Genomic DNA, 23,234 nt, shown 5'->3' with positions numbered 1-23,234 from the left:
CCCCTCTTGCTCCTGCTCGGCGTAACGACCGCCTGCGCTCCCGAGATGACCCCCATGACGCTCGAAGAAACCCAACGCATGAACCAACTGACCGCAACGATGACGACACGCTGCATCGGACGTTACCTGATCGATTTGCCAGAGACGTTTGTGCTCAATGAAATTTCTACGACGAAGCTGGAAGACGTGGAGATACTCAAGATCAAGCCGATGCATAAAGTGGATTTTCAGCTTCTTCTGGAGCGGCGGGATCATGAGTTGAAAGCCACACATATGGATGGTGAGCCGTCCAATCCCTTCCTGAAAAAATACGAAATGCTTCCACCGGGGGACATTGGGAAAATTTTTAATCGTGCATATCAATCAGGTGCCGCTGATGTTGCGCGGGTGCTGGAACTAATGGCTTGGAAAGATGGTTACTTACTGTCAGCCACAATCCGGGCGAAAGATAGTACCGGGACTGCTTATGAAAATGAGCCTTGGGCTAAAAGCTCACCTAATGATGTCCCCCAAAAACTTGCTCATCTGCTGGACGTCTACAACCGCCTTCAAGGCCGCAAAGATACGGAAGTTCCCAGCGGTCCGGGCGTTTGTTTCCCCAATGGCTTCCTGCGTGGCCCTGCGACGGATCATGAACAAATCGATCTGCATTACCACCTGAGCCAGTCCAAGGATGCTTACTTCTCATTCCATTCATTGAGTGACCTCGTGCAAGAAACTGAACTCTTGGACAGAGGCCCCGCCATTGAAAAGGCGCTGAAACAAGCCTCAGGCCGAACGCTGCGAAAGGGCAAGGTCACCGGCCCCATTCCCTCTGCCCAGGAATGGTTGCTGACACGTAAATCGGAAGAATCCGATCTGATGCTTTTGGATTTCACCCTGGAAGCGAACGCCAAAGCTGGTTCTGCTCAAACCCCCGTGTTGGTCCTTGATTTTGTCTCGGGAGTAGAGGCTCCTGGGCCCGCGCTGACTCTGGAAGAGGTGGCCGTCCGCAAACCGCTATCCAGCAAACCATTCAACGAGGCGGAATCCATCACTCTCTGGGACACGGTGGCGCCTACCCTGCGCCCCCGCCCCGGGGCGTTTTGAGCAGCAGCAAGCGCCATGATGACCATTCTAAGATTTTTCCCAAAGTCAGCGTGGAATTTACGGGCTTATGGCCTGTATGTGTGCCAAGCGCAATGCAGTCATCTCCACGGACCTGATGCGAGGTGGCTGCGAAATTCGCGATCCCCAGAGTGCCGGCAGTGTCTGGGTCAATCGGGGAGGTGTGGGCGTGACGGCCCAATCCCAGGGCAGCTTTTACCGTGCCTGGTTGAGCGACAAGGATGATGCCGGGGATGCCACGGTGCCCGCCCATTCTGGCCTGGCGCCCCGCACCCATGTGCCTTTCTTTGCCCAGATGCGGGGGTTCGAGCATCAAGGAAGCTACAAGGATGGGCCTGTGCAGGCGGTGACCCTCTATTCCCTGATCTCCCTGGCCTGCAAAGCGGAGAAGCCTGCATGACCCCCTCTTTGCGCCGTGTAGCCTGGGCAGGCCTGTTCCTCTTCATCGCCTGGGCCATTTTCAAGTCCTATGCCCTTTTTCGCATTCATTTCCCGATTCGAGACCACGCCATGATTCCCCCCTTGCAAGAAATGCAGACCTTTTGTGTGGGCCGTTATCTCATTGACCTGCCCAAAGGCAGCGTGCTGTTCCGGGCGGAAAGTTCGGCAGGCGGAAAGGCTGCCGTCAATTTCTTTTCTGACACTCCTGTCACTTACTCCCAATTTCTGGAAAAAATCCGTATTCGTTGGGAAGAGCTCAAAGAGTTGAAAAAAGATGGCAACGAAGTGTTTGAGAAACCCTCTGAACGCATCGAGTTTTTACAGGATGGAGTGATTTTTACTTTTCGCCATCGCTCCGATTATGAGGATGAATGGCCCGGGGGAGACAAGGGGCTACAGCATTTTTATGACACAGAAGGTTACCTATGGCGTAGCAGTGTGCTCTACCGCTTCTATGGGGGAATCGTAAGAAATGAAACAGAGACGGCCATGCAGCACATGATTCTACGCCAAGACGACGAATTACCTTCGCGCCAGGGATTCTGTGGGGGGCGAAGCTTTTTCCCCGGACCGCCTCAAGAAAGGGAGTCGGTTAATTTCGCCTTCCGCTTACCGACAAATCCACCCATAGAACTTCGCATTAACATGCCATCCGGGCGCCCTCCTAAACAGAATTTAGCTCTTTTCAATTCCAATGATTTCAAGGCCAGCATGGTCCGAGACGCAAAACTTTCCATTGGTAGCATGGGGGGGGAGGAATGGATTACAACCTCAACCGAAAGTAAATTTGAAAATCGATATAACTCGTCAATGGATGCCCATTGGTACTACGTGAAGGAAACGATCCAGGCTCCTCTGCCAGGGGAGCTTGGTATCCATGTACGCATGGAATTCGATGTGGACACCGAAACGCCCCCTCCCACCTTCGGCGAACTTCCTCCCGCCAAGGCAGAAGGCGAGGTTGGTAAGGAGGAATTCCTTGCTCTGTGGGACGGCATTCTCAAAACCCTGCGTCCCCGTCCCGGAGCTTTTTAGGTGGAGTGCTCCATTATTTTGAGCGGCCATAAAGCTTGACTAGATTTCATAGCGAAGCGGATTTGAAAGTACTCAGCCTTCTGCTGCGGCGGGTCTTCCGGGTCGGCGTGATCGTCTTCATCGTCTGGGGATTAGTTAAGTTCTCCTTGGTCATTCGTCTTTATGCTCCGGGTCAGGATTGGGCCATGATTTTTTCCTCACCAGCGATGCAGGCCTCTTGCGTGGATAGGGGCTGTCCCCGAAGTCAAACGTTGGATGGATGGTTGCATCATGGGTAAGTCGATTTCAATTCCGCTGAACGATGCTGCTCACCTGCGGGCCTGGCTGTCGGCTGAGGGGCAGATGATTTCGGCTCAACTGGAAATGCCGCGGCTGTATGTACTGCTGGACGATGACCCAGCCGATCCGCAGAGCCTGGCCTGGTTGCAGGGCCTGGTGCAGCATGAAGCGCCAGTTATCCGCTTGAGCCGCGATGACGGTGGTGGCGCGGATGCGGCGGGACCTTTGTTTGCCGAAGTGGAGAACGGGGCGTCCGTTTTGTCGCAACTGGCCGAGCGGGCGCTGACCCGGGGTGGCCTGCATTTTCTATTGAGTTTTGCCGGGGCGGATGAGGTGGTTCGGCATCTCAGGTTCCTACGGAACCTGGCTCTGACGGAAGGTGCTGCGGTAGTCTTTCCCTACGAAAAAGTGCAGGCGGTGGCGGCTCTGATGCCGTCGTTGGAGCCCATGCAGCGGTCGGCGTTCATGGGGCCGGTGGAGAAATGGGCTGTCGTCGATGCCTGCAGTGTCCTGCACAGCCTGGTTGCCGCTCCCAAGCGGGTGACGGCCTGGGCCCTGCGCTTGAACGGCGTACAGATGGCGGTGCTTGAGGAGAGTCTTTTCCCGGGCGTGGTCATGGTCCAGTCCCATGCTGCCGATCCCGATCTGTTGGCCGGCTTTACGCCCTGCGCGGCTTTTTCCCTGATACGGCAGCGTATTGCCCAGGCCAGGGCCTGGGGCCTGGTACGGAGAAAGGACATCGCCCTCTACTGCATTCTCAGCTTGCAGCAGCCGGAAGGCTTCGAATCCACGGCCCCTTACAAGCAGGCCCTGGAGGCCGCCAGGGACTGGGGCCAGCCCCTGGCCGACCTGCTGCCCTCGTTGGCGCCCCAGTGCTGAGATTTTGACGGTGGAGGAGGGCGACCTTAGCGCGTCTCCAGCCACTGCAAAATTTCCGCCGCGGCCTTGGGCCAGGGATGGTCGAGCATGAGCATGTGGCCGCAGTGGGGGATGATCTTGAAGTCGCCGTTCCAGCGCAGGGCGGTGAAGCCGATGCTGGAGGGCGGGAAGACGGCGTCGAACTGGCCGCCCATGACCAGTACCGGCAGTTCGGGCCGGGAGCGGTAGCTGCGGTAGCCGAGGCCGGCCATGTCGGCGGCGGCTTCGGCGGATTCGGGCTGGATCAGGTGGGCAAACTGCAGCAGGCCTTCGGGCGGCATGTCGGGGGAAAAGTAGATGTCCCGCATCAGGAGCAGGCTGGCTTCGTCCATCTCGCCCTGGCTGATGGCGGGAATCTTGGCGAAGAAATCCGGATGTTTGAGGGCCAGGCTCATGATGGAACCCTGGGTGCCGGAAGTGGGTACCGGGGCCAGCAGCACGGCGACCGGGGCACCCTGGCATTCGAGCACCCGCTCGATGACGGCGCAGCCCATGGAATGGCCGATGAGGATGGGAGGTCGGGGCAGCTTGGCCATCACCTGCAGCACGTCGTCAGCGTAGTCATCCAGGCCGAAGCGGTCGAGCCGTTCCCGGCCTTCGCTCTGGCCGTGGCCGGAAAGATCGAGGGCGACGCAGTCGTAGCCGGCGGCGTTGAAGCGGGGCAGGAAATTGACGTCCCAGCAGCGGCTGTCCATGTAGCCGCCGTGGACGAAGAGGCAGGGGGGCTGGCCGTTGGGTTTGGCGGCCGGACGGTGCAGGGTGTGGATCTGGCGGGGTTTCATGGTGAGGAGCCGGGACGGCGAGTGGGAAATGGTTTATGCCGGAACGATAACACCTTTGTTTTTAATCTGTGTGACGCTCCGGGGGCGGCGGAGGGCTGGCGTATCATTGCCGCCTGTTCCCCATTTTCGCGGCTGCGCTCGCGGCCCCCGCCGACCATGAAAACCGAAACGCCCCAGACCATTTACCTGAAGGACTACACCCCGCCCGCCTATCTGGTGGACACGGTGGGCCTGGATGTGGACATCCGCCCCGGCAGCACCACCGTCACCGCCACCCTGGCCTGTCGCCGCAATCCGGCGGGCGCCGGGGCCCAGGCCCTGGTGCTGGATGGCGAAGAGCTGGAAACCGTATCGGTCGCCATCGACGGCCGGACGCTGGCAGCCGGCGAATACACGGTGGCAGCCGAAACCCTGACCATCCCTACGGTGCCCGAGCAGTTCACCCTGCAGACCGTGGTGCGCATCGTGCCGGAAAAGAACACCCAGCTCTCCGGCCTCTACCGCTCCGCCGACGGCTACTTCACCCAGTGCGAAGCCCAGGGCTTCCGCCGCATCACCTGGTTCCCGGACCGGCCCGACGTCATGGCCACCTTCACCGTCACCCTGCACACCGACAAGTCGGCCCTGCCGGTGCTGCTGGCCAACGGCAATCCCGTCGCCAGCGGCGACGAGGCCGATGGGCGTCACTGGGCCCGCTGGCAGGACCCCTTCAAGAAACCCTGCTACCTCTTCGCCGTCGTCGCCGGCAAGCTGGACGTGCTGCGCGACACCTTCACCACCGCCAGCGGCCGCACGGTGCAGCTGGCCATCTACGTGGAGCCGGGCAAGCTGGACCAGTGCCCCCACGCCATGCTGGCCCTGAAGAAGTCCATGGTCTGGGACGAGCAGCGCTTCGGCCTGGAATGCGACCTGGACCACTACATGATCGTCGCCGTGGGCGACTTCAACATGGGGGCCATGGAGAACAAGGGCCTCAACATCTTCAACACCAAATACGTGCTGGCCAGGGCCGACGTGGCCACCGACGTGGATTTCGAGAACATCGACCGGGTCGTGGCCCACGAGTACTTCCACAACTGGACCGGCAACCGGGTCACCTGCCGGGACTGGTTCCAGCTCTCCCTGAAGGAAGGCCTCACCGTTTTCCGCGACCAGGAATTCGGCGCCGATCTGCACAACCCCACCACCGCCCGCATCCGCGAGGTGCGCGGCCTGCGCGCCGCCCAGTTCCCCGAGGACGCCGGCCCCATGGCCCACCCGGTGCGCCCCGCCTCCTACATGGAGATCAACAACTTCTACACCGCCACGGTCTATGAAAAGGGTGCCGAGGTGGTGCGCATGATCCAGACCCTGATCGGCCGCGAAGCCTTCCGCGCCGGCATGGACGAATACTTCCGCCGCCACGACGGTCAGGCCGTCACCTGCGACGATTTCGTCGCCGCCATGGCGGCAGCCTCGGGCTTCGACTTCACCCAGTTCATGCGCTGGTACAGCCAGCCCGGCACGCCCCAGGTCAAGGCCGAGGCTGCCTACGATGCCGCGGCCAAGCGCTACAGTCTGAGCTTCACCCAGAGCAATCCCAAGGCTTCGGACAATGCACCCTACCTGATCCCCATCCGCGTCGCCCTGTTTGATCGCCAGGGCCAGGAACTGGCCGGCCACAGCCGCACCCTGCTGCTCACCGAGAGCACCCAGCGCTTCGATTTCGAGGAAGTGGCGGAGGCTCCGGTGCCTTCCCTGCTGCGGGACTTCTCCGCCCCGGTGGTGCTGGATTTCGCCTACAGCGATGCCGACCTGACCCTGCTGCTGGCCCACGACAGCGACCCCTTCAACGCCTGGGAAGCGGGCCAGCGCCTGGCCTCCCGCCTGATCCTGGAAGCCACCGCGGCCATCGCCGCCGGTAAGGCGCCGGTGGTGCCGGAAGGCTTCATCGCCGCCGCCCGCCGCCTGCTCAGTAGCCATGAAGAGGCCGGCGCCGCCTTCGTCGCCGAAGCCCTGACCCTGCCCGGCGAGGCCACCCTGGCCGAGATGCTGGAGGAGGTGAATCCGGATGCCCTGCACGCCGCCCGCAACCATCTGCGCCTCTCCCTGGCCGAGGGCCTGCGGGCCGAGCTGGCTGCTGTCTATGCGGAACTAGCCCCCAGCGGCCCCTACCAGCCCAGTGCCGAGGATGCGGGCCGCCGCGCCCTGCGCAACCTGTGCCTCTCCTACCTGCTGGAATTCAACACCGCCGGCATGCGCCAGCTGGCCGTGCGCCAGTTCGAGGACGCGGACAACATGACCGACCAGTTTGCCGCCCTGGCCGCCCTGGCCAACGTGCTGGGCGACTGTCCCGAGCGGGAGACGGCCCTGGCCGCCTTCTACCAGCGCTGGCAGTCTGAGGCCCTGGTGGTCGATAAATGGCTGGCGGTGCAGTCCTCCAGCCGCCAGCCCGACACCCTGGCTACGGTGCAGCGTCTCACCGGCCACGCGGCCTTCGACTTGGGCAATCCCAACAAGGTTTATGCCCTGCTGCGCACCTTCGGCGCCAACCTGGTGCGCTTCCACGCCGCCGACGGCGCCGGCTATCGTTTCTTCGCCGAGCAGATCAAGGCCCTGGACGCCCGCAATCCCCAGGTGGCTTCCCGCCTGGCTCGCTGCTTCGATCGCTGGAAGAAGTTCGACGCCGGCCGCCAGGCCCACAGCCGGGCGGCCCTGGAAAGTCTGCGGGACCATCCCGGTCTGTCCCGGGACGTGTTCGAGATCGTCACCCGGGCCCTGGGTTAAGGCGGGGATAGTCGGGGCCGCCGCCCAGCAAGGTGGCGGCTTGAAAAAGAGGGTGGCCGGGAAGGCGCATGGCGCCTTGTTCCCGGCCTGCCGTGCCTGAAGGTGGCCGTCCCTATTGGGCTGCAGCCGGCAGGGGCTGGCTCCGGATGGCCGCGGCTATCTCGGCGGCGGCCTGACTGAGAGCCCGGCGCTGGGCCGCTACCAGGGCGGCGGCGCCACCGTCGCCCGTCATGGTTTCGTTCCCCGCCGCCAGCGGCTCATGCACCTGGCTGCGGCCGAGCAGCTCCTTGCCTTGCCGCGGCTGCAGGGTCCACAGCAGATCCAGATCGACGCCCCGGCCCACCTGGGCCTCCAGGCGCTGCACGTGCAGGGTGAGGCGGAAGTCGGCGTCGAAATGGGGGGCGCCGTTGGGCAGGGCCGCCACCCGGGAGGAGGCCAGCAGGCGTCCCAGGTCGGCGGCGATGCTGCGGGCGATGCCGCTGCGCAGGGGCTCGGCCCAGCGCTGCTGTTCGCTGAGCGAGATGCGCTGGTTCGGGCCCCGCAGCACCAGCTGGGGCCGGTCCAGCAATTCGGGCAGGCTGGCGCTGAGCAGCAGCACGCTGGGGCCGTTGCCCTGGCCGCCGGGGCGGCCGTCGTCCAGGGTGTAGAGGCTGGCCTTGGGCGTGGTGCCGCAGGCCGCCAGGAGCAGGGCGGTGCCCAGGATGGCGAGGGCGCCGCGCCGGGCGGCGGCGAAGGCGGAAAGGGTAGAAGGGGCGGCGATGGGGCGGCGCGTGGGCATGGTCGGCATTTCTCTCAATCCTCTCAATCGTCCTTCTTGCCCTTGAGCAGGGCTTCGGGCTGGCGTTCCAGCAGCTCCGCCAGGTTGCGCACGGCGCTGGCGGCCCGGCCCACTTCCCGCAGGGTGTCGCGCAGTTCCTGCTGCATCGGGGCGTCGCTGGCCAGGACCTTGTTGGCCTGGTCCAGGGCCTTGCGGGCATCGCGCAGGGTGTCGGCCAGTTCCGGCACCACTTCCCGGTCCAGGCGGGTGATCAGCTTGTCCGTGTGCTGCAGGGTGTGCTGCAGAGTCGTGGCGATGGTTTCCAGCTGGTCCTGCAGGGAGTCCAGGCTGCCGGGCTGGGTCGGCAGTTCGGCAATGCCCTTGCCCCAGCGCATGGCGGCGGGCTTGGCGTTGGGGAAGTAGTCCAGGGCCACGTAGCGCTGGCCGCTGACGATGTTGCCGGTGCGCAGCTGGGCGCGGAAGCCCCGGGCCACCATGGCGTTGAGCACTTCCCGGATGTCCTTGCGGCTGGGTTCCGCGTTGCCCATGCCGCGGCTGCGGCGACTGAGGCGTTCCGGGTAGAGCTTGATCTCCACCGCCATGGAAAAGTTCTTGGTGGTCTGGTCGAAATCCAGGTCGATGCGGGACACCTCGCCGGCGGTGATGCCGCGGAAATCCACCGGGGCGCCCACCGTCAGGCCCCGCACCGATTCGCGGAAGATGAGCACGTACTTCTGGTAGCTGCTGTCGGGAATGCGCTGGGCCGTGGCCTGGTCCGGATGGAGGACGAAGGTGCTGGCGGCGGGGGCCGCTGCCGGCGTCTCGCCGGGCTCCCCTTCCGGGCTGGAGAAGGCGACGCCGCCCAGCATCAGGCTGAGCACGGACTGCATGTTGAGCTTGACCCCGTCCGCGTCCATGGCCACATCGACGCCGCTGGCGTGCCAGAAGCGGGAATTGGGGCTGACGAAGCGGTCGTAGGGGGCATCCACGAAAATCTGCACATCGACGCCGCGGCCATCGGGCTGCATGGCGTAGCCGATGACCCGGCCCACCGGCATGCGTCGGTAATAGACCGGGGCGCCGATGTCGAGGGAACCCAGGGTGTCGCTGCTGAGCTTGAACTGGCTGCCCCGGGTGTCGCTGGTGATGGCCGGCGGCTCCTCCAGGCCGACGAATTCCCGGGCGTCGCTGCCGGATTGGCCCGGGTCGATGGCGATATGTACCCCGGAGAGCAGGGTGGCGAGGCCGGAAACGCCGCCCACGGTGACCCGGGGCCGCACCACCCAGAAGCGGCTGTCCTCCACCAGCAGGCCCTTGGCGCTGTTATTCACCTGGACCTTGACCTGGACCGAGCTGCGGTCCGGGCTCAGGGTGATGTCCGTCACCGTGCCGATATCCACGTCCTTGTACTTGAGGCGGGTCTTGTTGGCCTCCAGACCTTCGGCCCGGGCGAACTGCAGGGTGATCTGGGGCCCCCGCTCGAGCAGGGCCTTGATGCCCAGGCCCAGGCTGAGGGCCACCGCCAGCAGGGGGATGATCCACACCAGGGTGGGGCGGCGGCGGGGCGGGGTGACGCGGACCGTCTCGGCGGCGGGCAGGGGCGTGTCGTCAGGCATGGCGGTGTTCCTCGGCGGAGGCGGCAGAAGTGTCAGGGGGTACGGTCTGGGGAACGGCCCGGTCCCAGATGAGGCGCGGGTCGAAGGCCATGGTGGCGAGCATGCTCAGCACCACCACGGCGCCGAAGGCCACCACCCCGGGGCCGGGGGAAATGATGGCGAGGGACTGGACCTGGACCAGGGCCACCAGCAGGGTGACCACGTAGACGTCCAGCATGGACCAGCGGCCGATCAGTTCCAGCAGCCGGTAGAGCCGGGCCCGCTGCCGGGTGTTGCGGTGGGAGCCGCGATGCACGCTGAGCAGCAGGTAAGTGAGGGAAAAGAGCTTGAGCATGGGCAGCACGATGCTGGCACAGAAGACCACCAGGGCCAGTTCCCAGGAGCCCGTATCCCACAGCACCACCACCCCGCTCATGATGGTGTCGTGCTGGGTGCCGAAGGGGGAGCGGGTCTCCATGATGGGCAGCAGGTTGGCCGGCAGGTAGAGCACGTAGGCGGCCAGCATTAGGGCCCAGGTGCGGGCCAGGCTGTCCGGCTTGCGCAGGTGCAGGGGCGCCTGGCAGCGGGGGCAGTGTTCGTGCTGTTCCAGGGAAGCCAGCTGGCCGCATACCTCGCAGACGGCGAGCCCTTGGCTGGCGGCGGTATGGCGGCGGCTCATGCCGGCTTGGCCCCGTCGTCCGGATGCGCCTCGTCCCAGGCCTGCCACAGGGTATGGCCGTCGAGCAGGCCGGCCAGGGCGGCCAGCAGCAGCATGAGGCCGCCGAAGCACCAGATGGCAGGCCCCGGCAGCACGTCGGCCAGATGGGCCAGCTTCACCAGGGAAACCAGGACGCCGAGGATGAACACTTCCACCATGGCCCAGGGATGGGCCAGGCGGAAGGCGCGAAAGACCGGGGCGAAGGCCGGCGAGCGGCGGCCCTGCCACAGGGGCAGCACCAGCCACAGCACCGCGCCCAGCTCGATGGCCGGCATCAGCACCGTGGTCAGCAGCACCAGGCCGCCCAGGGCCTCCCGGCCATCCTGCCAGAGGTGCCGGACGGCACCGATGACGGTGGTTTCGGTGTAGTTGCCCTGGATGTTGAGGCCGACGATGGGGTACAGGTTGGCAGTGAGCAGCAGCACCAGGGCCGCCAGGGTCAGGGCCAGGATTTTCTCCAGCCGGTCCCGGTGGAAGCTGTAGAGGCGGGCGCCGCAGCGGGGGCAGTGGGCCCGGCTGCGGGGCAGCGTCAGGGCCACCGGCTGCAGCAGCATGTCGCACTCGTGGCAGGCGGTGAGGGGGGCGGCGGGCATGGCGGCCTCGCTCGGCGGTGCAGGCATGGGGCGCGTTTCAGTGCAGCAACACCCAGGCGTTGATGCGCCGGCCGTCGTGCCAGATGTCGGTGATGCGGGTGGTGAGGTCGAAGGCGGCCTGGTCGGTGATGCGCATCTCGACGATGGCGATGGGCTGTTGCGGGTCGCCGTCGCGGACGATGGCGATCTCGCCGACGGGGCCGAAGCGCGCCAGGGCCTGACGCAGTCCGCTTTCGCTGACGTCGGCGGGGAGGCCGGAGAACATGATCTTTTTCATCGGAAGTCCAGGGGCTGGTGGAAGGGTGGCGCTTGTCAGGGGCGCCCGGCGGCGCTCCGGGGCGGGCCGCCAGGCCGGGCGGTCGTCCGGGGGCCTGATGGCATATTACCCGCAGCGCGGCGGGGGCGGCGGGAGCGCAGCCCCGGAGCCGGCTGCCTACTTCAGCAGGACGTAGCTGCCGGGCGCGTCTTCCAGGGGCGGATAGCGCTTGGAGCCGGTCTTGGCCGGCGCTGCGGGGGCGGCGGAACGGGCCGCCAGCCATTCCTGCCAGGCGGTCCACCAGGAGCCTTCCCGGGTGGGCGTTTCCGCCAGCCATTGCTCGGGGGCCACGTACACCTCGCCGGCGGGCCGGGTGTGGAGGCGGTAGTGGCGGCGCGGGTGGCCGGGTTCGCTGACGATGCCGGCGTTGTGGCCGCCGCTGGTGAGGACGAAGGTGACTTCGGCCGGGCTCAGGTAGTGGATCTTGTGCACCGAGCGCCAGGGTGCCACGTGGTCGCTTTCCGTGCCTACGGCAAAGATGGGGATGGTGATGTCGCCCAGGGACACGGGCCGGCCGCCGACCTGGTAGCGGCCTTCGCTGAGGTCGTCGTTGAGGAACAGCTGGCGCAGGTACTGGCTGTGCATGCGGGCCGGCATGCGGGTGGTGTCCGCATTCCAGGCCATGAGGTCGTTCATGGCGCTCCGTTCGCCCAGCAGGTACTGGCTCACCATGCGCGACCACAGCAGGTCGTAGGAGCGCAGCAGCTGGAAGGCGCCCGCCATCTGGCCGGCGGAGAGGTAGCCCTTTTCCGCCATCTGGGCCTCGAGCAGGCTGATCTGGCTGTCGTCGATGAAGAGGGCCAGCTCCCCCGGCTCGGTGAAGTCGGTCTGGGCGGCCAGGAGCGTGATGGAGGCCAGGCGCTCGTCCCCGTCCCGGGCCATGGCGGCGGCGGCAATCGCCAGCAGGGTGCCCCCCAGGCAGTAGCCGGTGGCGTGCACCCGGCGCTTGGGTACGATGTCGTTGATGGCCTGCAGGGCGGCGAAGAAGCCGTTTTCCAGGTAATCGTCCATGCCCTGGTCCCGGTCTTCCTCGTCCGGATTGCGCCAGGAAATGCAGAAGACGGTATGGCCCTGGTCCACCAGGAACTTGATCAGGGAGTTGTGGGGCGAGAGGTCCAGGATGTAGTACTTCATGATCCAGGCCGGCACGATGAGGATGGGCTCGGGATGGACCTTGGCGGTGGTGGGGGAGTACTGGATCAGTTCCATCAGCCGGGTGCGGGCCACCACCTTGCCCGGGGTGATCGCCACGTCCCGGCCTACCACGTAATCCTCGCTGCCGGCGGGGGGCTCGTTGTTCATGGCCCGTTGCAGGTCCTCCTGCAGATGGGCCATGCCGCGCCACAGGTTCTGGCCGCCTTCGCGGATGGTGTGTTCGAGCACCACCGGATTGGTGAGGGGGCTGTTGCCGGGGGAGAGCAGGTCAAGAATCTGCCGGGCGGCGAAGGAGACGATGCGTTCGTGGTGGGCGGAGACCCCCCAGATGCCGTGGGTCGCCGCCTTCCACCAGCGCTCGGTGAGGAGGAAGGACTGCTGCATGACATTGAAGGGCCAGCGGTGCCAGGCATCTTCCTTGAAGCGGCGGTCGGTACTCCAGGGGGCGACGAAGTCCGGCCCCTCGTTGAGCATGGAAAGCTGGGCCGCCTGCAGGGCGGCAGCTTCCGTCGCCGCCAGCTTGAGCAGTTCCAGCTGTTTGCCGGGGGAGACGGCCAGATGCCCGGCCCAGTCGATCATGGCCATGGCCAGGGTGAGGGGCGAGAGGGAGTTGGTGAGCTGGGCGATGGTGGCGTGCACGTGCTGATCCAGGCGCTGGGTGGCGCTGTCGGCCTGCAGGGGCGTCAGCACCTGGGCGGCCGGGGAGATCAGGGGCAGGAGGGAAGAGGTGGCGACGGCGGGGGGCATGGGGTCTCCTTTCTATCGGGCGGGGGCCGCTGGCGGCCCCCGGGAAGAACATCATTTTTTGCTTTTTGCGGCCGCTTTCGGCATGGCGGCGGCGAACTGCTGCAGCGATTGGGTCAGGGCGCCACCCTGCTTGATGGCGGCCAGGGCCAGGTCCTTGCCGAAGGGCAGGGTGGCGGCGGTCTGGCGGGCGCCATCCTCCACGGCTGCCTGCCATTCTACATATTGACTTTGCATGACGGGGGCCAGTTCTCCGGCGGCGGTCGTGGTCAGCTCGTAGGCGGCCTGGGCATAGGCGGTGCCGTTTTTCAGCAGGGTATGGGCCAGGCCGGTCTGGATATCCACCGCCTGTTGGACGCTGGTGCTGCCGAGCAGTTGCTTGTAGCCCGCCGCCTCGTCTTCCAGCATTTGCCGCACGGCGCCGAAATTGAGTTCGGCCAGGTTCTGGATGGTGTCGAAATAGACCTGGGTGGCCCCCAGGAAGGAGGTGGCCAAGGCGTTGTTGGCCTGGGAAAGCGAGGCCAAGGAGGCGAAGTTCAGCTTTTCTGACATGGGTGACTCCTGTTCTTTGATTGGATGGAAAACCGTCCCGGAGCCTGATGGTCGGCCATTTGCAGGCCGGCCCCGGGTCCATCCATTATTCAGCGATCGTTTAATAATGACAAGGGGCTCTTTGTAACCGTCTGTGCCTGGCCGAACGTGATATCTTTGCGCTCCGAATATGAGCCCGCCACCTTCATCCCCGCGCCGTCCCGGGCGCCCCCGCAGCACCGATGTGGACAGCCGCGAAAAGCTGCTGGCCGCCGCCTTGCTGGCTTTCTCCGAACTCGGTTTCGCCGGCGCCAGCCTGCGGGCCATTGCCGTCTCGGCGGGCTTCGACGTGGCCATGATCTTCCACCACTTCGGCTCCAAGGAGGGGCTGTGGCAGGCGGTGGTGGAATCCATGGCGGCCGATTTCCAGCAGTCCCTGAGCCATGAGCTGGTGCCGCTGATGGAAGGGGATTGGCCCATCGCCGAGCGGGTCACCCGGGTGCTGGACGTGTTCGTGCAAAAGCTCATCGAGCGGCCTGCCGTGACCATGCTGATCATGCGCGAGATGCCGCTGCCGGGAGAGCGCCGCGACTTCCTGGTGGCCCGCCTGCTACGTCCTTCCTGCGATGGTTTGCTGCCCTTCTGGCTGGAGGCCATGGAGGCAGGGGTGCTGCGTCCTTCCGACCCGGTGCTGTTCCACGTCGGCATTTTCGGGGCCATGGCGATGATCCTGGCCTTCCGCGACGTCCTGCCCCGGCTGGGTTCGGCGGAGATGGACCTGGCGGAGATCAAGGCCCATCTCTACCGCGGCCTGCTGGCCGACCCGGCCTGAGGCACGGGCAAAAAAATACCGGACGATGGAATCCGTCCGGTCAAGGGGGAGCCTACGTGCAGGCTCTGTTCGGAGCGCCCGGGGGAGTCGGTACTGCAGCGCCCATTTCTATTAATAGATGGCATTGGAATATTTGTCGATGCTTTTTTAGGCCGGCGACGATTCCTTTTTCCCGGGTGGCATACGGGGCGGCAGACGGGCCGACGGTGGTGGAAGGCCGCCCCATGCGGAATTTCTGCCTATGCTGGCGGTCATATCTGATATACCTTCTGGCCCTGTTTTCTTTTTTCAGCGTGCAGGCCCCGTGACTCCCACCCCCGACTATTCCAAGATGACCGGCAAGGAACTGGATCGCATTGCCCATGTGATCCGTCCCGGCGGCTGGTCCGTGGCCGGGGGGCGGCCCATTTCCACCCTGCTGGGGTCCTGTGTGGCGGTGTGCCTGTTCGATCCCCAGCTGAAGATCGGCGGCATGAACCACTTCCTCCTGCCCAGCCGGGGCAAGGACCGGGAGTTGGACCCGGACACCATCCTCTCCGGCGACTATTCCATGGAAGTGCTGGTCAATGCCCTGCTGGCCCAGGGCGGCCAGAAGCGGCGGCTGGTGGCCAAGATGTTCGGCGGCGGCAACATCGTTTCCGCCATCCTCACCTCCATCGGCGAACGCAATGTGGAATTCGCCACCGAGTGGCTGCAGCGGGAAAACATTCCGGTGCTGGCTTCCGACGTGCTGGGCCCCTGGTCGCGCAAGGTGGTGTTCGTGCCGGGCACGGGCGACGCCTTCTGCATGCGCATGCCGGTGACCCAGAGCATCGTCGCCCAGGTCAGCCGGGAGGAAGAGGCCTACGCGAACAGCCTCTCCAAGCCGGCACCGCCGGCAGGCAGGAAAATCGAGCTGTTCTGAAGCCCATGCCCTGGGAGGCCCGGGGGACGGCCATCTTGCGGCATCATCCTCCGTTTGCCGCGTCCCTGCTGCTTTCCAGACCAGGTGCCATGAGGGGAGCCCTCCGGGGCCGGTCCGGGGGCTGGCGCCGCGTTGCCGCTGCCCCCGGGTGGCTTTCTCTCAGCTGGCCAGTTCCGGCCGTTCCCGGAACTCTTCCAGGGCTTCCGGATTGGCCAGGGCCTCGACGTTCTTCACCGACCGCTGGTGCACCACGTTGCGCACCGCCAGTTCCACGATCTTGCCGCTCTTGGTGCGGGGAATGTCCCGCACCTGCACCACCTTGGCCGGCACGTGGCGCGGCGTGGTGTTGCGGCGGATCTGCTCCTTGATGCGCACGCTCAGGGCGTCGTCCAGGGTGAGGCCGTCGCGCAATTTCACGAAGAGCACCACCCGCACGTCGTCGTACTTGCCCGGGGGCCAGTCCTGGCCGATGACCAGGGATTCCACCACTTCCTCCAGCTGTTCCACCTGCCGGTAGATTTCCGCCGTGCCGATGCGTACGCCTCCCGGGTTGAGGGTGGCATCGGAGCGGCCGTAGATGACCATGCCGTTGTGCTCGGTCAGCTCGGCGAAGTCGCCGTGGCACCAGACGTTGGGGAAGCGCTCGAAGTAGGCGGCGTGGTACTTGGCCCCGTCGGGGTCGTTCCAGAAGCCCACGGGCATCACCGGGAAGGGCTTGGTGCATACCAGTTCGCCCTTTTGCCGGCGCACCGGGTTGCCGTCGTCGTCGAACACCTCCACCGCCATGCCCAGTCCCCGGCACTGGATTTCGCCACGGTAGACGGGCAGGGTGGGGGCGCCTAAGACGAAGCAGGAAATGATGTCGGTGCCGCCGGAAATGGAGGCCAGCTGCAGTTCCGGCTTGATGTCCCGGTACACGTAGTCGAAGCCTTCCGGGCTCAGGGGGCTGCCGGTGGAGAAGAGGGCGCGCAGGGCTTGCAGCTGGTGAGTCTCCCGGGGCTTGAGGCCCATCTTGGCGGCAGCATCAATGAACTTCGCCGAGGTGCCGAAGTGGGTCATGGCTTCGGCGTCGGCGTAGTCAAAGAGAGCCTTGCCCTGATCAGCAAAGGGGCTGCCGTCGTAGAGCAGTAGGGTGGCGCCGGAAGCCAGGCCCGAGACCAGCCAGTTCCACATCATCCAGCCGCAGGTGGTGAAGTAGAAGACCCGGTCGCCGGGCTTCACGTCGCCCTGCAGCTGATGTTCCTTCAAATGCTGCAGCACGGCGCCGCCGTGGCAATGGACGATGCACTTGGGCACGCCGGTGGTGCCCGAGGAATACATGATGAAGAGGGGATGGCTGAAAGGCAGGCGGGCAAAGGCCGGCGCCGTGGCGGAGAAGGGCGCCAGGGCCTGATCCCAGGTCACGGCCTTGGGGATGGCGCCGATATCGGGTGTGGCGGCCAGGTAGGGCACCACCACCACCTTCTCCAGGGTCGGCAGCTGGGCGGCGGCCTCGGCGTTCTTGGCCAGGCAATCCACGGCCTTGCCGTTGTACCAGTAGCCGTCCACGCAGACCAGGACCTTGGGGCCGATCTGGCCGAAGCGGTCCAGCACGCCCTGAACGCCGAAGTCCGGCGAGGCGGAGGACCAGATGGCGCCGAGCGAGGCGGCGGCCAGCATGGCGATCAGGGTCTCCGGCAGGTTGGGCAGGTAGCCCGACACCCGGTCCCCGGGCTGCACGCCGGCGTCCTCAAGGAACTGCTGGAAGCGGGAGACCTGGGCTCGCAGTTCATCCCGGGAGAGGTGGCGCTTGACCTTGTCCTCGCCCCAGAAGACCAGGGCGTCTTCCGGGCCGCTGAAACGCAGCAGGTTTTCCGCGTAGTTGAGACGGCCTTGCGGGAACCAGCGGGCGCCGGGCATTTTGTCGCCGTCTTCGAGGACGGTGCCGCCCTTGTCACCCACCACGCCGCAGAAGTCCCACAGCAGGGACCAGAAGGCGGCGGGCTGGTCCACGGACCATTGCCAGAGGGCGTCGTAATCGTTGAGGGGAGCGGCGGCCGCCTGGCTGGCGGCGCCCATGAAGCGGGTGAGGTTGGCGGCGGCTACCCGTTCGGGGCCGGGCCGCCACAGCAGATCGTGGGCGGTGTTCATCTTGTCTCCATCGTTTTTATGGGAGACGGAGGTACGTTGCCCCCGTCTCCGGGTGCTGCCGGGATCTAGAGGTCTTGCAGGCTGGCCCGCAGGCTTTCCGGAATGGGGGCCGACTTGCCGCTGCCGGTGTCGATCCACACCACCTTGGATTCGCCGGTGGCGTAGAGGGTGTCGTCCCCCACCAGGCGCAGTTCGTAATGGGTGGGAATGGAGGAGCGCCCGGGATGGCCGGCGAAGAGCTTGACCTCCACCGTGCCCGGGTAGGTCAGGGGCAGCAGGAAGGTACAGGAGGCATTGACAATGACCGGGCCTTCGCCCACCGGGCCGACGGTATAGCCCAACTGTTCCAGCCATTCGCAGCGGGCTTGTTCCATGTAGCGGAAGTACACCGTGTTGTTCACATGCCCGTAGGCATCCATGTCGCCCCAGCGGATGGGGATATGGCTGGTGAGGATGAGTTTACGTTTTGTCTCCATGGTATTTTCTTGTGTGGTTTGGGGTGATTGAAACGCTACCATACGTTAGCGTATAGTATTCGCAAATTTTGGCTTGTAACAATCCCATAACAACAATCTGAACGGAGCGAGGACATGCAACGCGAATCCATGGAATACGATGTGCTGATCGTCGGCGGCGGCCCGGCCGGTCTGGCGGCGGCGATCCGCCTGAAGCAGCTGGCGGCCGCCAACGGGCAGGAATGCGGTGTCTGCCTGATCGAAAAGGGCTCCGAAATCGGGGCCCACATTCTGTCCGGCGCGGTGATGGACCCCAAGGCCCTGACCGAGCTGATCCCCGACTGGAAGGAGCAGGGCGCTCCCCTCAATGCCCCGGTCTCCGAAGACCGCTTCTTCATCCTCTCCGAGGACGGCGGCTGGCAGGTGCCCAACGGCCTCCTGCCCGGCTGTTTCCACAACGAAGGCAACTACGTCATCTCCCTCGGCAACGTCTGTCGCTGGCTGGGCCAGCAGGCCGAAAACCTGGGCGTGGAAATCTACCCGGGCTTTGCCGGCGCCGAAGTGCTCTATAACGAGGACGGCTCCGTCAAGGGTGTGGCCACCGGCGACATGGGCCGCCTGAAGGACGGCAGCGAAGGCCCCGCCTTCCAGCTGGGCATGGAGCTGCATGCCAAGTACACCCTTTTCGCCGAAGGCTGTCGCGGCCACCTGGGCAAGCAGGTCCAGGCCAAGTTCAACCTGGCTTCCGACGCCGATCCCCAGGTGTACGGCATCGGCATCAAGGAACTGTGGGAGATCAAGCCCGAGAAGCACCAGACCGGCCTGGTGGTGCACACCGGCGGCTGGCCCATGGACAACGACACCTACGGCGGCGGCTTCCTCTACCATATGGAAGACAATCTGGTTTCCGTCGGCTTCGTCGTCGGCCTGGGTTACGACAATCCCCACCTGTCTCCCTACGAGGAGATGCAGCGCTTCAAGACCCATCCGAAGATCCGCGAATTCCTCGAAGGCGGCAAGCGCGTCTCCTACGGCGCCCGGGCCATCACCGCCGGCGGCCTGCAGTCCCTGCCCAAGCTGACCTTCCCCGGCGGCGTGCTGATCGGCGACGATGCCGGCTTCCTCAACGCCTCCCGCATCAAGGGTTCCCACTGCGCCATCAAGAGCGGTTCCCTGGCCGCCGAAGCCTGTTTCGAGGCCCTGGCCGCCGAGCGCAGCTTTGATGAACTGACCGCCTATCCGGAGAAGTTCAAGGCCTCCTGGCTCTACGAGGAACTGTACAAGGCCCGCAACTTCAAGCCCTGGATGAGCAAGGGCCTGCACTGGGGCGGCTTCATGTTCGGCGTGGATCAGAAGCTCTTCGGCGGCAAGGCGCCGTGGACCCTGCACCACAGCGGTCCGGACCACCTCAAGCTGAAGAAGGCCAAGGACTGTACCCCCATCGCCTATCCCAAGCCCGACGGCGTGCTCACCTTCGACCGGCTGTCCTCCGTCTTCCTCTCCAACACCAATCACGAGGAAGACGAGCCCTGTCACCTGCAGCTGAAGGACGCTGCCGTGCCGATCCAGGTCAACCTGGCCCAGTACGACGCGCCCGAGCAACGCTACTGTCCGGCCGGGGTGTACGAAATCCTGCGGGAGGCCGACGGCTCCAATCCCCGCCTGCAGATCAACGCCCAGAACTGCGTGCACTGCAAGACCTGCGACATCAAGGACCCGACCCAGAACATCACCTGGGTGGTGCCCCAGGGCGGCGAAGGGCCGAACTACCCCAATATGTAACCGTAAGGTCACCTTCTTGTCCTAAAATGCGCCGTCCCCGAGACGGCGCTTTTTTTTATGTTCATCCGTTGCCTTGCCCTGTTCCTGCTGTTGCCTTCCCTGGCCTTTGCCGCCCGACCCTTCGTCACCGACGATGCCCGGCTGACCACGGCCGGCAGCTGCCAGCTGGAAAGCTGGGCCCGCATCTATCCCCAGAGCCGGGAACTGTGGATGCTGCCGGCCTGCAATCCGGGCGGCAATTTCGAGATCACCGCCGGGGCCGGCATGGCCCACAACGACCACGCTCCCCGCAGCGACGACTATGTGCTGCAGGCCAAGACCCTCTTCAAGCCCCTGGAAAGCAACGGCTGGGGCTGGGGTCTGGCGGTGGGAAAGATCGCCCATCCGGGCGTCAATGCGGGGCCCAACCTGCTGGGCAATACCTACGCCTACCTGCCGGCTTCCTTCTCCTTCCTCGACGACCGGGTGGTGCTGCACAGCAATGTGGGCTGGCTCAAGGATCGGGCCAGCCAGCGTCACAACCTGACCTGGGGCCTGGGGGGCGAATGGTGGGTGCATGAGCGGGCCAGCCTCATCGCCGAGTCCTTCGGCGACAACCGGGTCAAGCCCTACTGGCAGACCGGCCTACGCTTTTTCGTGGTGCCCGAGCGGGTCCAGGTGGATGCCACGGTGGGCCGCCAGGTGGACGGGGGCCGGGACAGCCAGTGGTTTTCCGTGGGCCTGCGGCTGACGCCGGATCGCTTCTTCTGAGTCAAACGCACCATCCCGGTGCCCGCCGGGGAAGTCGGCGAAGGACTGCTCCATCCTGGTGCATTGATGGCGGTTGCGGTGCGGGGTGGATGTCCGGCACAGCCCGTAATCCGGTCAAAAGCCGGGGGTGGCCCGGGGGTTGCTAAGCAAAGGTGTCATCTCTCCTGGCCCTGCATCCCCATGTGTCTCTTTCTCAAGTACGACGGACCCTACGTTCCCTCCCTCTGGCCGATCCTCGGCGGCCGCCAGGTCGATCGCCACGTGTGGCGCTTCGATGCGGCGGACAACGCCGCCCTGGACCAGCTCATGGAAAACCTGGCGGCGGAAACCAACCGGGAAACCCTGAAGGAAACCCTGGCCGTCCACTGCGACCAGAGCGAGGCCAGCCTGGGTCTGGTGCCCACCCTGCAACTGGCCCTGCCTTTCAACACCCTCTACGCCCGCCGGCTCCACGCCTGGATGCTGGGGGACCTGCGGCCCCATGTGCGCATGCACTTCCAGCCCCTGGTGGACATGACCCAGGACGGCCAGGTGTTCGCCCTGGAAGCCCTGTGCCGTCTGGAGCATCCCCAGGGACGCCTGCTCAGCGGCGCCGAGGCCTTCCATCTGGCCGGGCAGCTGGGGCGGGAGGCGGACCTGGACCTGGAGTGCCAGTTCATGGCCCTGGAGGCCAAGGCCAACCGCATTCCGGCGGGTACGCCCCTGTTCCTCAACGTGCTGCCCCAGAACATGCTGCACAGCCAGTGGACCCAGCGCATGGTGGAGCACCTCAACCGCCTCGGCATCGACCGGCGCGAGGTGGTGATCGAAGTGGTGGAGTCGGAGCGGGTGGATCCCAATGTCCTCGCCGACAGCTGCGAAGCCCTGCGCACCCTGGGCTTTCGCATCGCCCTGGACGACATGGGGGCCGGCTTCAACGGCCTGTCCACCCTGGCGGCGGTACGGGCCGACTTCATCAAGGTGGACCGCAGCATCGTGCACGGTGCCCAGGGCAGCCGGGTGCGCTCGGTGCTGCTGGAGGCCATCGTCTCCATGGCCCAGCGCCTCGGCGCCACGGTCATTGCCGAAGGCCTGGAACGGCCGGAGGACGTCAATTTCGTGCGCGACATGGGCATCAGCTATGCCCAGGGCTTCTATTTCGCCCAGCCCCAGCTGCTCACCGAGCCGGAGGTGGCGCCCCTGCCGCGCCAGGACGATTCCTGCCGCTCCCGGCCCCGGGACCGTTTCCAGCTGACGGACCTGATGGACCCCTGGCAGTCCATCGACCTGCGCGCCTCGGTGCCGGAGGCGCGGCAGATCTTCCAGGAAGCCCCGTCCCTGCCCCTGGCCATCGTCACCGACCAGGGCCAGCCCATCGGCCTGGTGCGGCGGGGCAAGGTGCTGTCGGCGGCGGCCCGCACCCTGGGCAAACTGTGCGAACCGGTGGCGCGCAATCTGCCGCACCGCCTGACGACGCCGGCCCTGGCCCGCATCCTCTACCACGACCGCAAGGATTCGGATCCCTGGGTGGTCACCTCCAACGAGGGGCAGTATCTGGGGGTGATCCATCCCATGACCCTGATCGCCCAGATGCTGGCGCGGCGGGAAAACGGCAGCAACCTGCATCCGCTCTCCCACCTGCCCACCGGCCCCAGCCTGCGCCATACCCTGGAATCCCGCTTGGCGGAGAACCAGACCGTGTGCCTGGTGTATATCGACCTGGACCACTTCAAGGCCTACAACGACCGCTACGGCTTCATCCGCGGCGATGCCATGATCCGCACCCTGGCCGAACTGCTGCGCCATACCTTCGTCGGCCGTCCCGAATGTCTGCTCGGCCACATCGGTGGCGACGACTTCATCCTGGTCATGGAAAGCATGGGGCCGGGGCTCACCGACGAGCTGCTTTCCATCATGGAACAGTTCCAGGCCCTGGCCTCCCACCTCTACGACCACGAGGACATCGCCCGGGGTCATTTCCTTACTGACGACGGCTTGGCCCATCCCATCGCCAGCATTTCGGTGGCCGTGGTCAATGCCAGCACCGGCCGTCTGGCCAATGCGGTGGCGGCGGCGGAACGGGCGGCGGCCCTGAAGAAGGTGGGCAAGGTGGAGCAGGGCAGCGTCATCGTGGTGGAAGGCGTGCCGCCGGCCATGATCAAGCAGCAGCACAACCACGGCCTGGGCCTGTGGAAAGAAAACGCCATTGCCGCCCTGGCCGACTTCATCGGCGCGCCCCGCAGCCGGGACCCCCACGCCCTGGATGCCTGGTTCCGCAGCTATCCCTTCTTCGAGATGGTGTTCGAACTGGACGGTGCCGGGGTGCAGCGCTACCCCAACTGGATCAACCCGGACATGTACGGCCGCATCAAGGCCGGCGGTGTCGGCGTGGACCGCAGCGAACAGCCCTATTTCGCCCACGTGGCCGAAGGGGGCCAGCCCTACGTGTCGGAAATCTACCTCTCTTCGGCCACCGAGGATTTCTGTATCACCCTGGCCGTGCCCCTGCGGGAAGGCAGTGTCATCGACGGGGTGCTGGTGGCGGACATCAACATCAGTTCCATGGCCAGCCTGACCCGGCGCTTCCATCTGGACCACGAGGCCCAGGCCGCCTGATTGGTTCCGGTGGCAGAAAAGACAACGGGCCCCGCAGGGCCCGTTGTGA

Annotated in this window: 20 protein-coding genes; 10 read left to right on the top strand and 10 right to left on the bottom strand. The window is 65.2% G+C overall.

Translation table 11 applies throughout. The annotated features are described in order from the left end of the window. The first annotated feature begins 54 nt into the window (after window positions 1–54). The 4 genes from AZSP09_RS04625 (at window position 55) to AZSP09_RS04610 (ending at window position 3,741) form a co-directional block, all read left to right on the top strand. Entirely contained in the window at window positions 55–1,089 is a 1,035-nt protein-coding gene (locus AZSP09_RS04625) for a T6SS immunity protein Tli4 family protein (protein WP_232058851.1), read from the top strand. A 76-nt stretch (window positions 1,090–1,165) separates the two neighbouring features. After that, a complete protein-coding gene (locus tag AZSP09_RS04620; protein ID WP_152089322.1) occupies window positions 1,166–1,507 on the top strand; it encodes a hypothetical protein in 342 nt (113 codons plus the stop codon). Next, window positions 1,504–2,583: a T6SS immunity protein Tli4 family protein gene (locus AZSP09_RS04615; RefSeq protein ID WP_152089321.1), complete on the top strand. Its 1,080-nt coding sequence runs from the start codon at window positions 1,504–1,506 to the stop codon at window positions 2,581–2,583. Before AZSP09_RS04620 ends, AZSP09_RS04615 begins: the two co-directional genes overlap by 4 nt. Window positions 2,584–2,853: 270 nt before the next feature. Beyond that, on the top strand, window positions 2,854–3,741 hold the full coding sequence (locus AZSP09_RS04610; protein ID WP_172974695.1) for a DUF4123 domain-containing protein: 888 nt from the start codon (window positions 2,854–2,856) through the stop codon (window positions 3,739–3,741). 26 nt (window positions 3,742–3,767) lie between these two features. On the opposite strand, the gene AZSP09_RS04605 is transcribed toward AZSP09_RS04610, so the two are convergent. Continuing rightward, a complete protein-coding gene (locus AZSP09_RS04605; protein WP_152089319.1) occupies window positions 3,768–4,562 on the bottom strand; it encodes an alpha/beta fold hydrolase in 795 nt (264 codons plus the stop codon). 156 nt (window positions 4,563–4,718) lie between these two features. Between AZSP09_RS04605 and pepN the strand changes: the two genes are divergently transcribed. Then, window positions 4,719–7,328 (top strand): aminopeptidase N, encoded by a 2,610-nt coding sequence (gene pepN / locus AZSP09_RS04600; RefSeq protein WP_152089318.1) that lies wholly within the window; start codon window positions 4,719–4,721, stop codon window positions 7,326–7,328. Window positions 7,329–7,440: 112 nt separating this feature from the next. On the opposite strand, the gene AZSP09_RS04595 is transcribed toward pepN, so the two are convergent. From AZSP09_RS04595 to AZSP09_RS19895, 7 genes are all read right to left on the bottom strand, one after another. After that, entirely contained in the window at window positions 7,441–8,115 is a 675-nt protein-coding gene (locus AZSP09_RS04595; RefSeq protein ID WP_152089317.1) for a PqiC family protein, read from the bottom strand. 14 nt (window positions 8,116–8,129) lie between these two features. After that, window positions 8,130–9,701 (bottom strand): PqiB family protein, encoded by a 1,572-nt coding sequence (locus AZSP09_RS04590; protein WP_152089316.1) that lies wholly within the window; start codon window positions 9,699–9,701, stop codon window positions 8,130–8,132. Beyond that, complete coding sequence (locus AZSP09_RS04585) at window positions 9,694–10,359, bottom strand: paraquat-inducible protein A (RefSeq protein ID WP_152089315.1); 666 nt, start codon at window positions 10,357–10,359, stop codon at window positions 9,694–9,696. Before AZSP09_RS04585 ends, AZSP09_RS04590 begins: the two co-directional genes overlap by 8 nt. Further along, complete coding sequence (locus tag AZSP09_RS04580) at window positions 10,356–11,018, bottom strand: paraquat-inducible protein A (RefSeq protein ID WP_197739052.1); 663 nt, start codon at window positions 11,016–11,018, stop codon at window positions 10,356–10,358. Before AZSP09_RS04580 ends, AZSP09_RS04585 begins: the two co-directional genes overlap by 4 nt. Before the next feature lie 10 nt (window positions 11,019–11,028). Then, window positions 11,029–11,268 (bottom strand): RNA recognition motif domain-containing protein, encoded by a 240-nt coding sequence (locus tag AZSP09_RS04575; protein WP_014237347.1) that lies wholly within the window; start codon window positions 11,266–11,268, stop codon window positions 11,029–11,031. 156 nt (window positions 11,269–11,424) lie between these two features. Next, entirely contained in the window at window positions 11,425–13,209 is a 1,785-nt protein-coding gene (locus AZSP09_RS04570) for a PHA/PHB synthase family protein (protein WP_197739051.1), read from the bottom strand. Window positions 13,210–13,260: 51 nt separating this feature from the next. After that, window positions 13,261–13,758, bottom strand: a complete 498-nt coding sequence (locus tag AZSP09_RS19895; protein ID WP_172974694.1) for a phasin family protein — start codon at window positions 13,756–13,758, stop codon at window positions 13,261–13,263. Between the two features lie 223 nt (window positions 13,759–13,981). Here AZSP09_RS19895 and AZSP09_RS04560 point away from each other — a divergent pair, with 223 nt between their 5' ends. Then, window positions 13,982–14,569: a TetR/AcrR family transcriptional regulator gene (locus AZSP09_RS04560; protein ID WP_172974693.1), complete on the top strand. Its 588-nt coding sequence runs from the start codon at window positions 13,982–13,984 to the stop codon at window positions 14,567–14,569. Between the two features lie 304 nt (window positions 14,570–14,873). Then, the gene (locus AZSP09_RS04555; protein WP_232058850.1) at window positions 14,874–15,473 is read left to right on the top strand and encodes a chemotaxis protein CheD; all 600 of its coding nucleotides are present in this window, start codon (window positions 14,874–14,876) and stop codon (window positions 15,471–15,473) included. A gap of 159 nt (window positions 15,474–15,632) precedes the next feature. Here the strand turns inward: AZSP09_RS04555 and AZSP09_RS04550 are convergent, their stop codons facing one another. After that, entirely contained in the window at window positions 15,633–17,603 is a 1,971-nt protein-coding gene (locus AZSP09_RS04550; RefSeq protein WP_152089312.1) for an acetoacetate--CoA ligase, read from the bottom strand. Window positions 17,604–17,668: 65 nt separating this feature from the next. After that, window positions 17,669–18,079, bottom strand: a complete 411-nt coding sequence (locus AZSP09_RS04545; protein WP_130458382.1) for an acyl-CoA thioesterase — start codon at window positions 18,077–18,079, stop codon at window positions 17,669–17,671. A 114-nt stretch (window positions 18,080–18,193) separates the two neighbouring features. Here AZSP09_RS04545 and AZSP09_RS04540 point away from each other — a divergent pair, with 114 nt between their 5' ends. The 3 genes from AZSP09_RS04540 (at window position 18,194) to AZSP09_RS04530 (ending at window position 23,185) form a co-directional block, all read left to right on the top strand. Then, window positions 18,194–19,840 (top strand): electron transfer flavoprotein-ubiquinone oxidoreductase, encoded by a 1,647-nt coding sequence (locus AZSP09_RS04540; RefSeq protein WP_130458383.1) that lies wholly within the window; start codon window positions 18,194–18,196, stop codon window positions 19,838–19,840. A 57-nt stretch (window positions 19,841–19,897) separates the two neighbouring features. Next, on the top strand, window positions 19,898–20,590 hold the full coding sequence (locus AZSP09_RS04535; RefSeq protein ID WP_152089311.1) for a hypothetical protein: 693 nt from the start codon (window positions 19,898–19,900) through the stop codon (window positions 20,588–20,590). Between the two features lie 180 nt (window positions 20,591–20,770). Further along, window positions 20,771–23,185: an EAL domain-containing protein gene (locus AZSP09_RS04530; protein ID WP_152089310.1), complete on the top strand. Its 2,415-nt coding sequence runs from the start codon at window positions 20,771–20,773 to the stop codon at window positions 23,183–23,185. Window positions 23,186–23,234: the final 49 nt, after the last annotated feature.

This window comes from Azospira sp. I09, from assembly GCF_009177135.1.
Taxonomy (GTDB): Bacteria; Pseudomonadota; Gammaproteobacteria; order Burkholderiales; family Rhodocyclaceae; genus Azospira; species Azospira oryzae.
The sequence above is the reverse complement of the archived record's forward strand: the minus strand, read 5'-3'. Positions and strand labels throughout refer to the sequence as shown.

Excerpts from the sequence above, each read along its gene's own strand:
- pepN (WP_152089318.1), top strand. The coding sequence starts at position 4,719 with ATGAAAACCGAAACGCCCCAGACCATTTACCTGAAGGACTACACCCCG.
- AZSP09_RS04530 (WP_152089310.1), top strand. The coding sequence starts at position 20,771 with ATGTGTCTCTTTCTCAAGTACGACGGACCCTACGTTCCCTCCCTCTGG.
- AZSP09_RS04575 (WP_014237347.1), bottom strand. The coding sequence starts at position 11,268 with ATGAAAAAGATCATGTTCTCCGGCCTCCCCGCCGACGTCAGCGAAAGC.
- AZSP09_RS04535 (WP_152089311.1), top strand. The coding sequence starts at position 19,898 with ATGTTCATCCGTTGCCTTGCCCTGTTCCTGCTGTTGCCTTCCCTGGCC.
- AZSP09_RS04605 (WP_152089319.1), bottom strand. The coding sequence starts at position 4,562 with ATGAAACCCCGCCAGATCCACACCCTGCACCGTCCGGCCGCCAAACCC.
- AZSP09_RS04590 (WP_152089316.1), bottom strand. The coding sequence starts at position 9,701 with ATGCCTGACGACACGCCCCTGCCCGCCGCCGAGACGGTCCGCGTCACC.
- AZSP09_RS04540 (WP_130458383.1), top strand. The coding sequence starts at position 18,194 with ATGCAACGCGAATCCATGGAATACGATGTGCTGATCGTCGGCGGCGGC.
- AZSP09_RS04545 (WP_130458382.1), bottom strand. The coding sequence starts at position 18,079 with ATGGAGACAAAACGTAAACTCATCCTCACCAGCCATATCCCCATCCGC.
- AZSP09_RS04620 (WP_152089322.1), top strand. The coding sequence starts at position 1,166 with ATGTGTGCCAAGCGCAATGCAGTCATCTCCACGGACCTGATGCGAGGT.
- AZSP09_RS04580 (WP_197739052.1), bottom strand. The coding sequence starts at position 11,018 with ATGCCTGCACCGCCGAGCGAGGCCGCCATGCCCGCCGCCCCCCTCACC.
- AZSP09_RS04615 (WP_152089321.1), top strand. The coding sequence starts at position 1,504 with ATGACCCCCTCTTTGCGCCGTGTAGCCTGGGCAGGCCTGTTCCTCTTC.
- AZSP09_RS19895 (WP_172974694.1), bottom strand. The coding sequence starts at position 13,758 with ATGTCAGAAAAGCTGAACTTCGCCTCCTTGGCCTCGCTTTCCCAGGCC.
- AZSP09_RS04595 (WP_152089317.1), bottom strand. The coding sequence starts at position 8,115 with ATGCCGACCATGCCCACGCGCCGCCCCATCGCCGCCCCTTCTACCCTT.
- AZSP09_RS04625 (WP_232058851.1), top strand. The coding sequence starts at position 55 with ATGACGCTCGAAGAAACCCAACGCATGAACCAACTGACCGCAACGATG.
- AZSP09_RS04570 (WP_197739051.1), bottom strand. The coding sequence starts at position 13,209 with ATGCCCCCCGCCGTCGCCACCTCTTCCCTCCTGCCCCTGATCTCCCCG.
- AZSP09_RS04610 (WP_172974695.1), top strand. The coding sequence starts at position 2,854 with ATGGGTAAGTCGATTTCAATTCCGCTGAACGATGCTGCTCACCTGCGG.
- AZSP09_RS04585 (WP_152089315.1), bottom strand. The coding sequence starts at position 10,359 with ATGAGCCGCCGCCATACCGCCGCCAGCCAAGGGCTCGCCGTCTGCGAG.
- AZSP09_RS04550 (WP_152089312.1), bottom strand. The coding sequence starts at position 17,603 with ATGAACACCGCCCACGATCTGCTGTGGCGGCCCGGCCCCGAACGGGTA.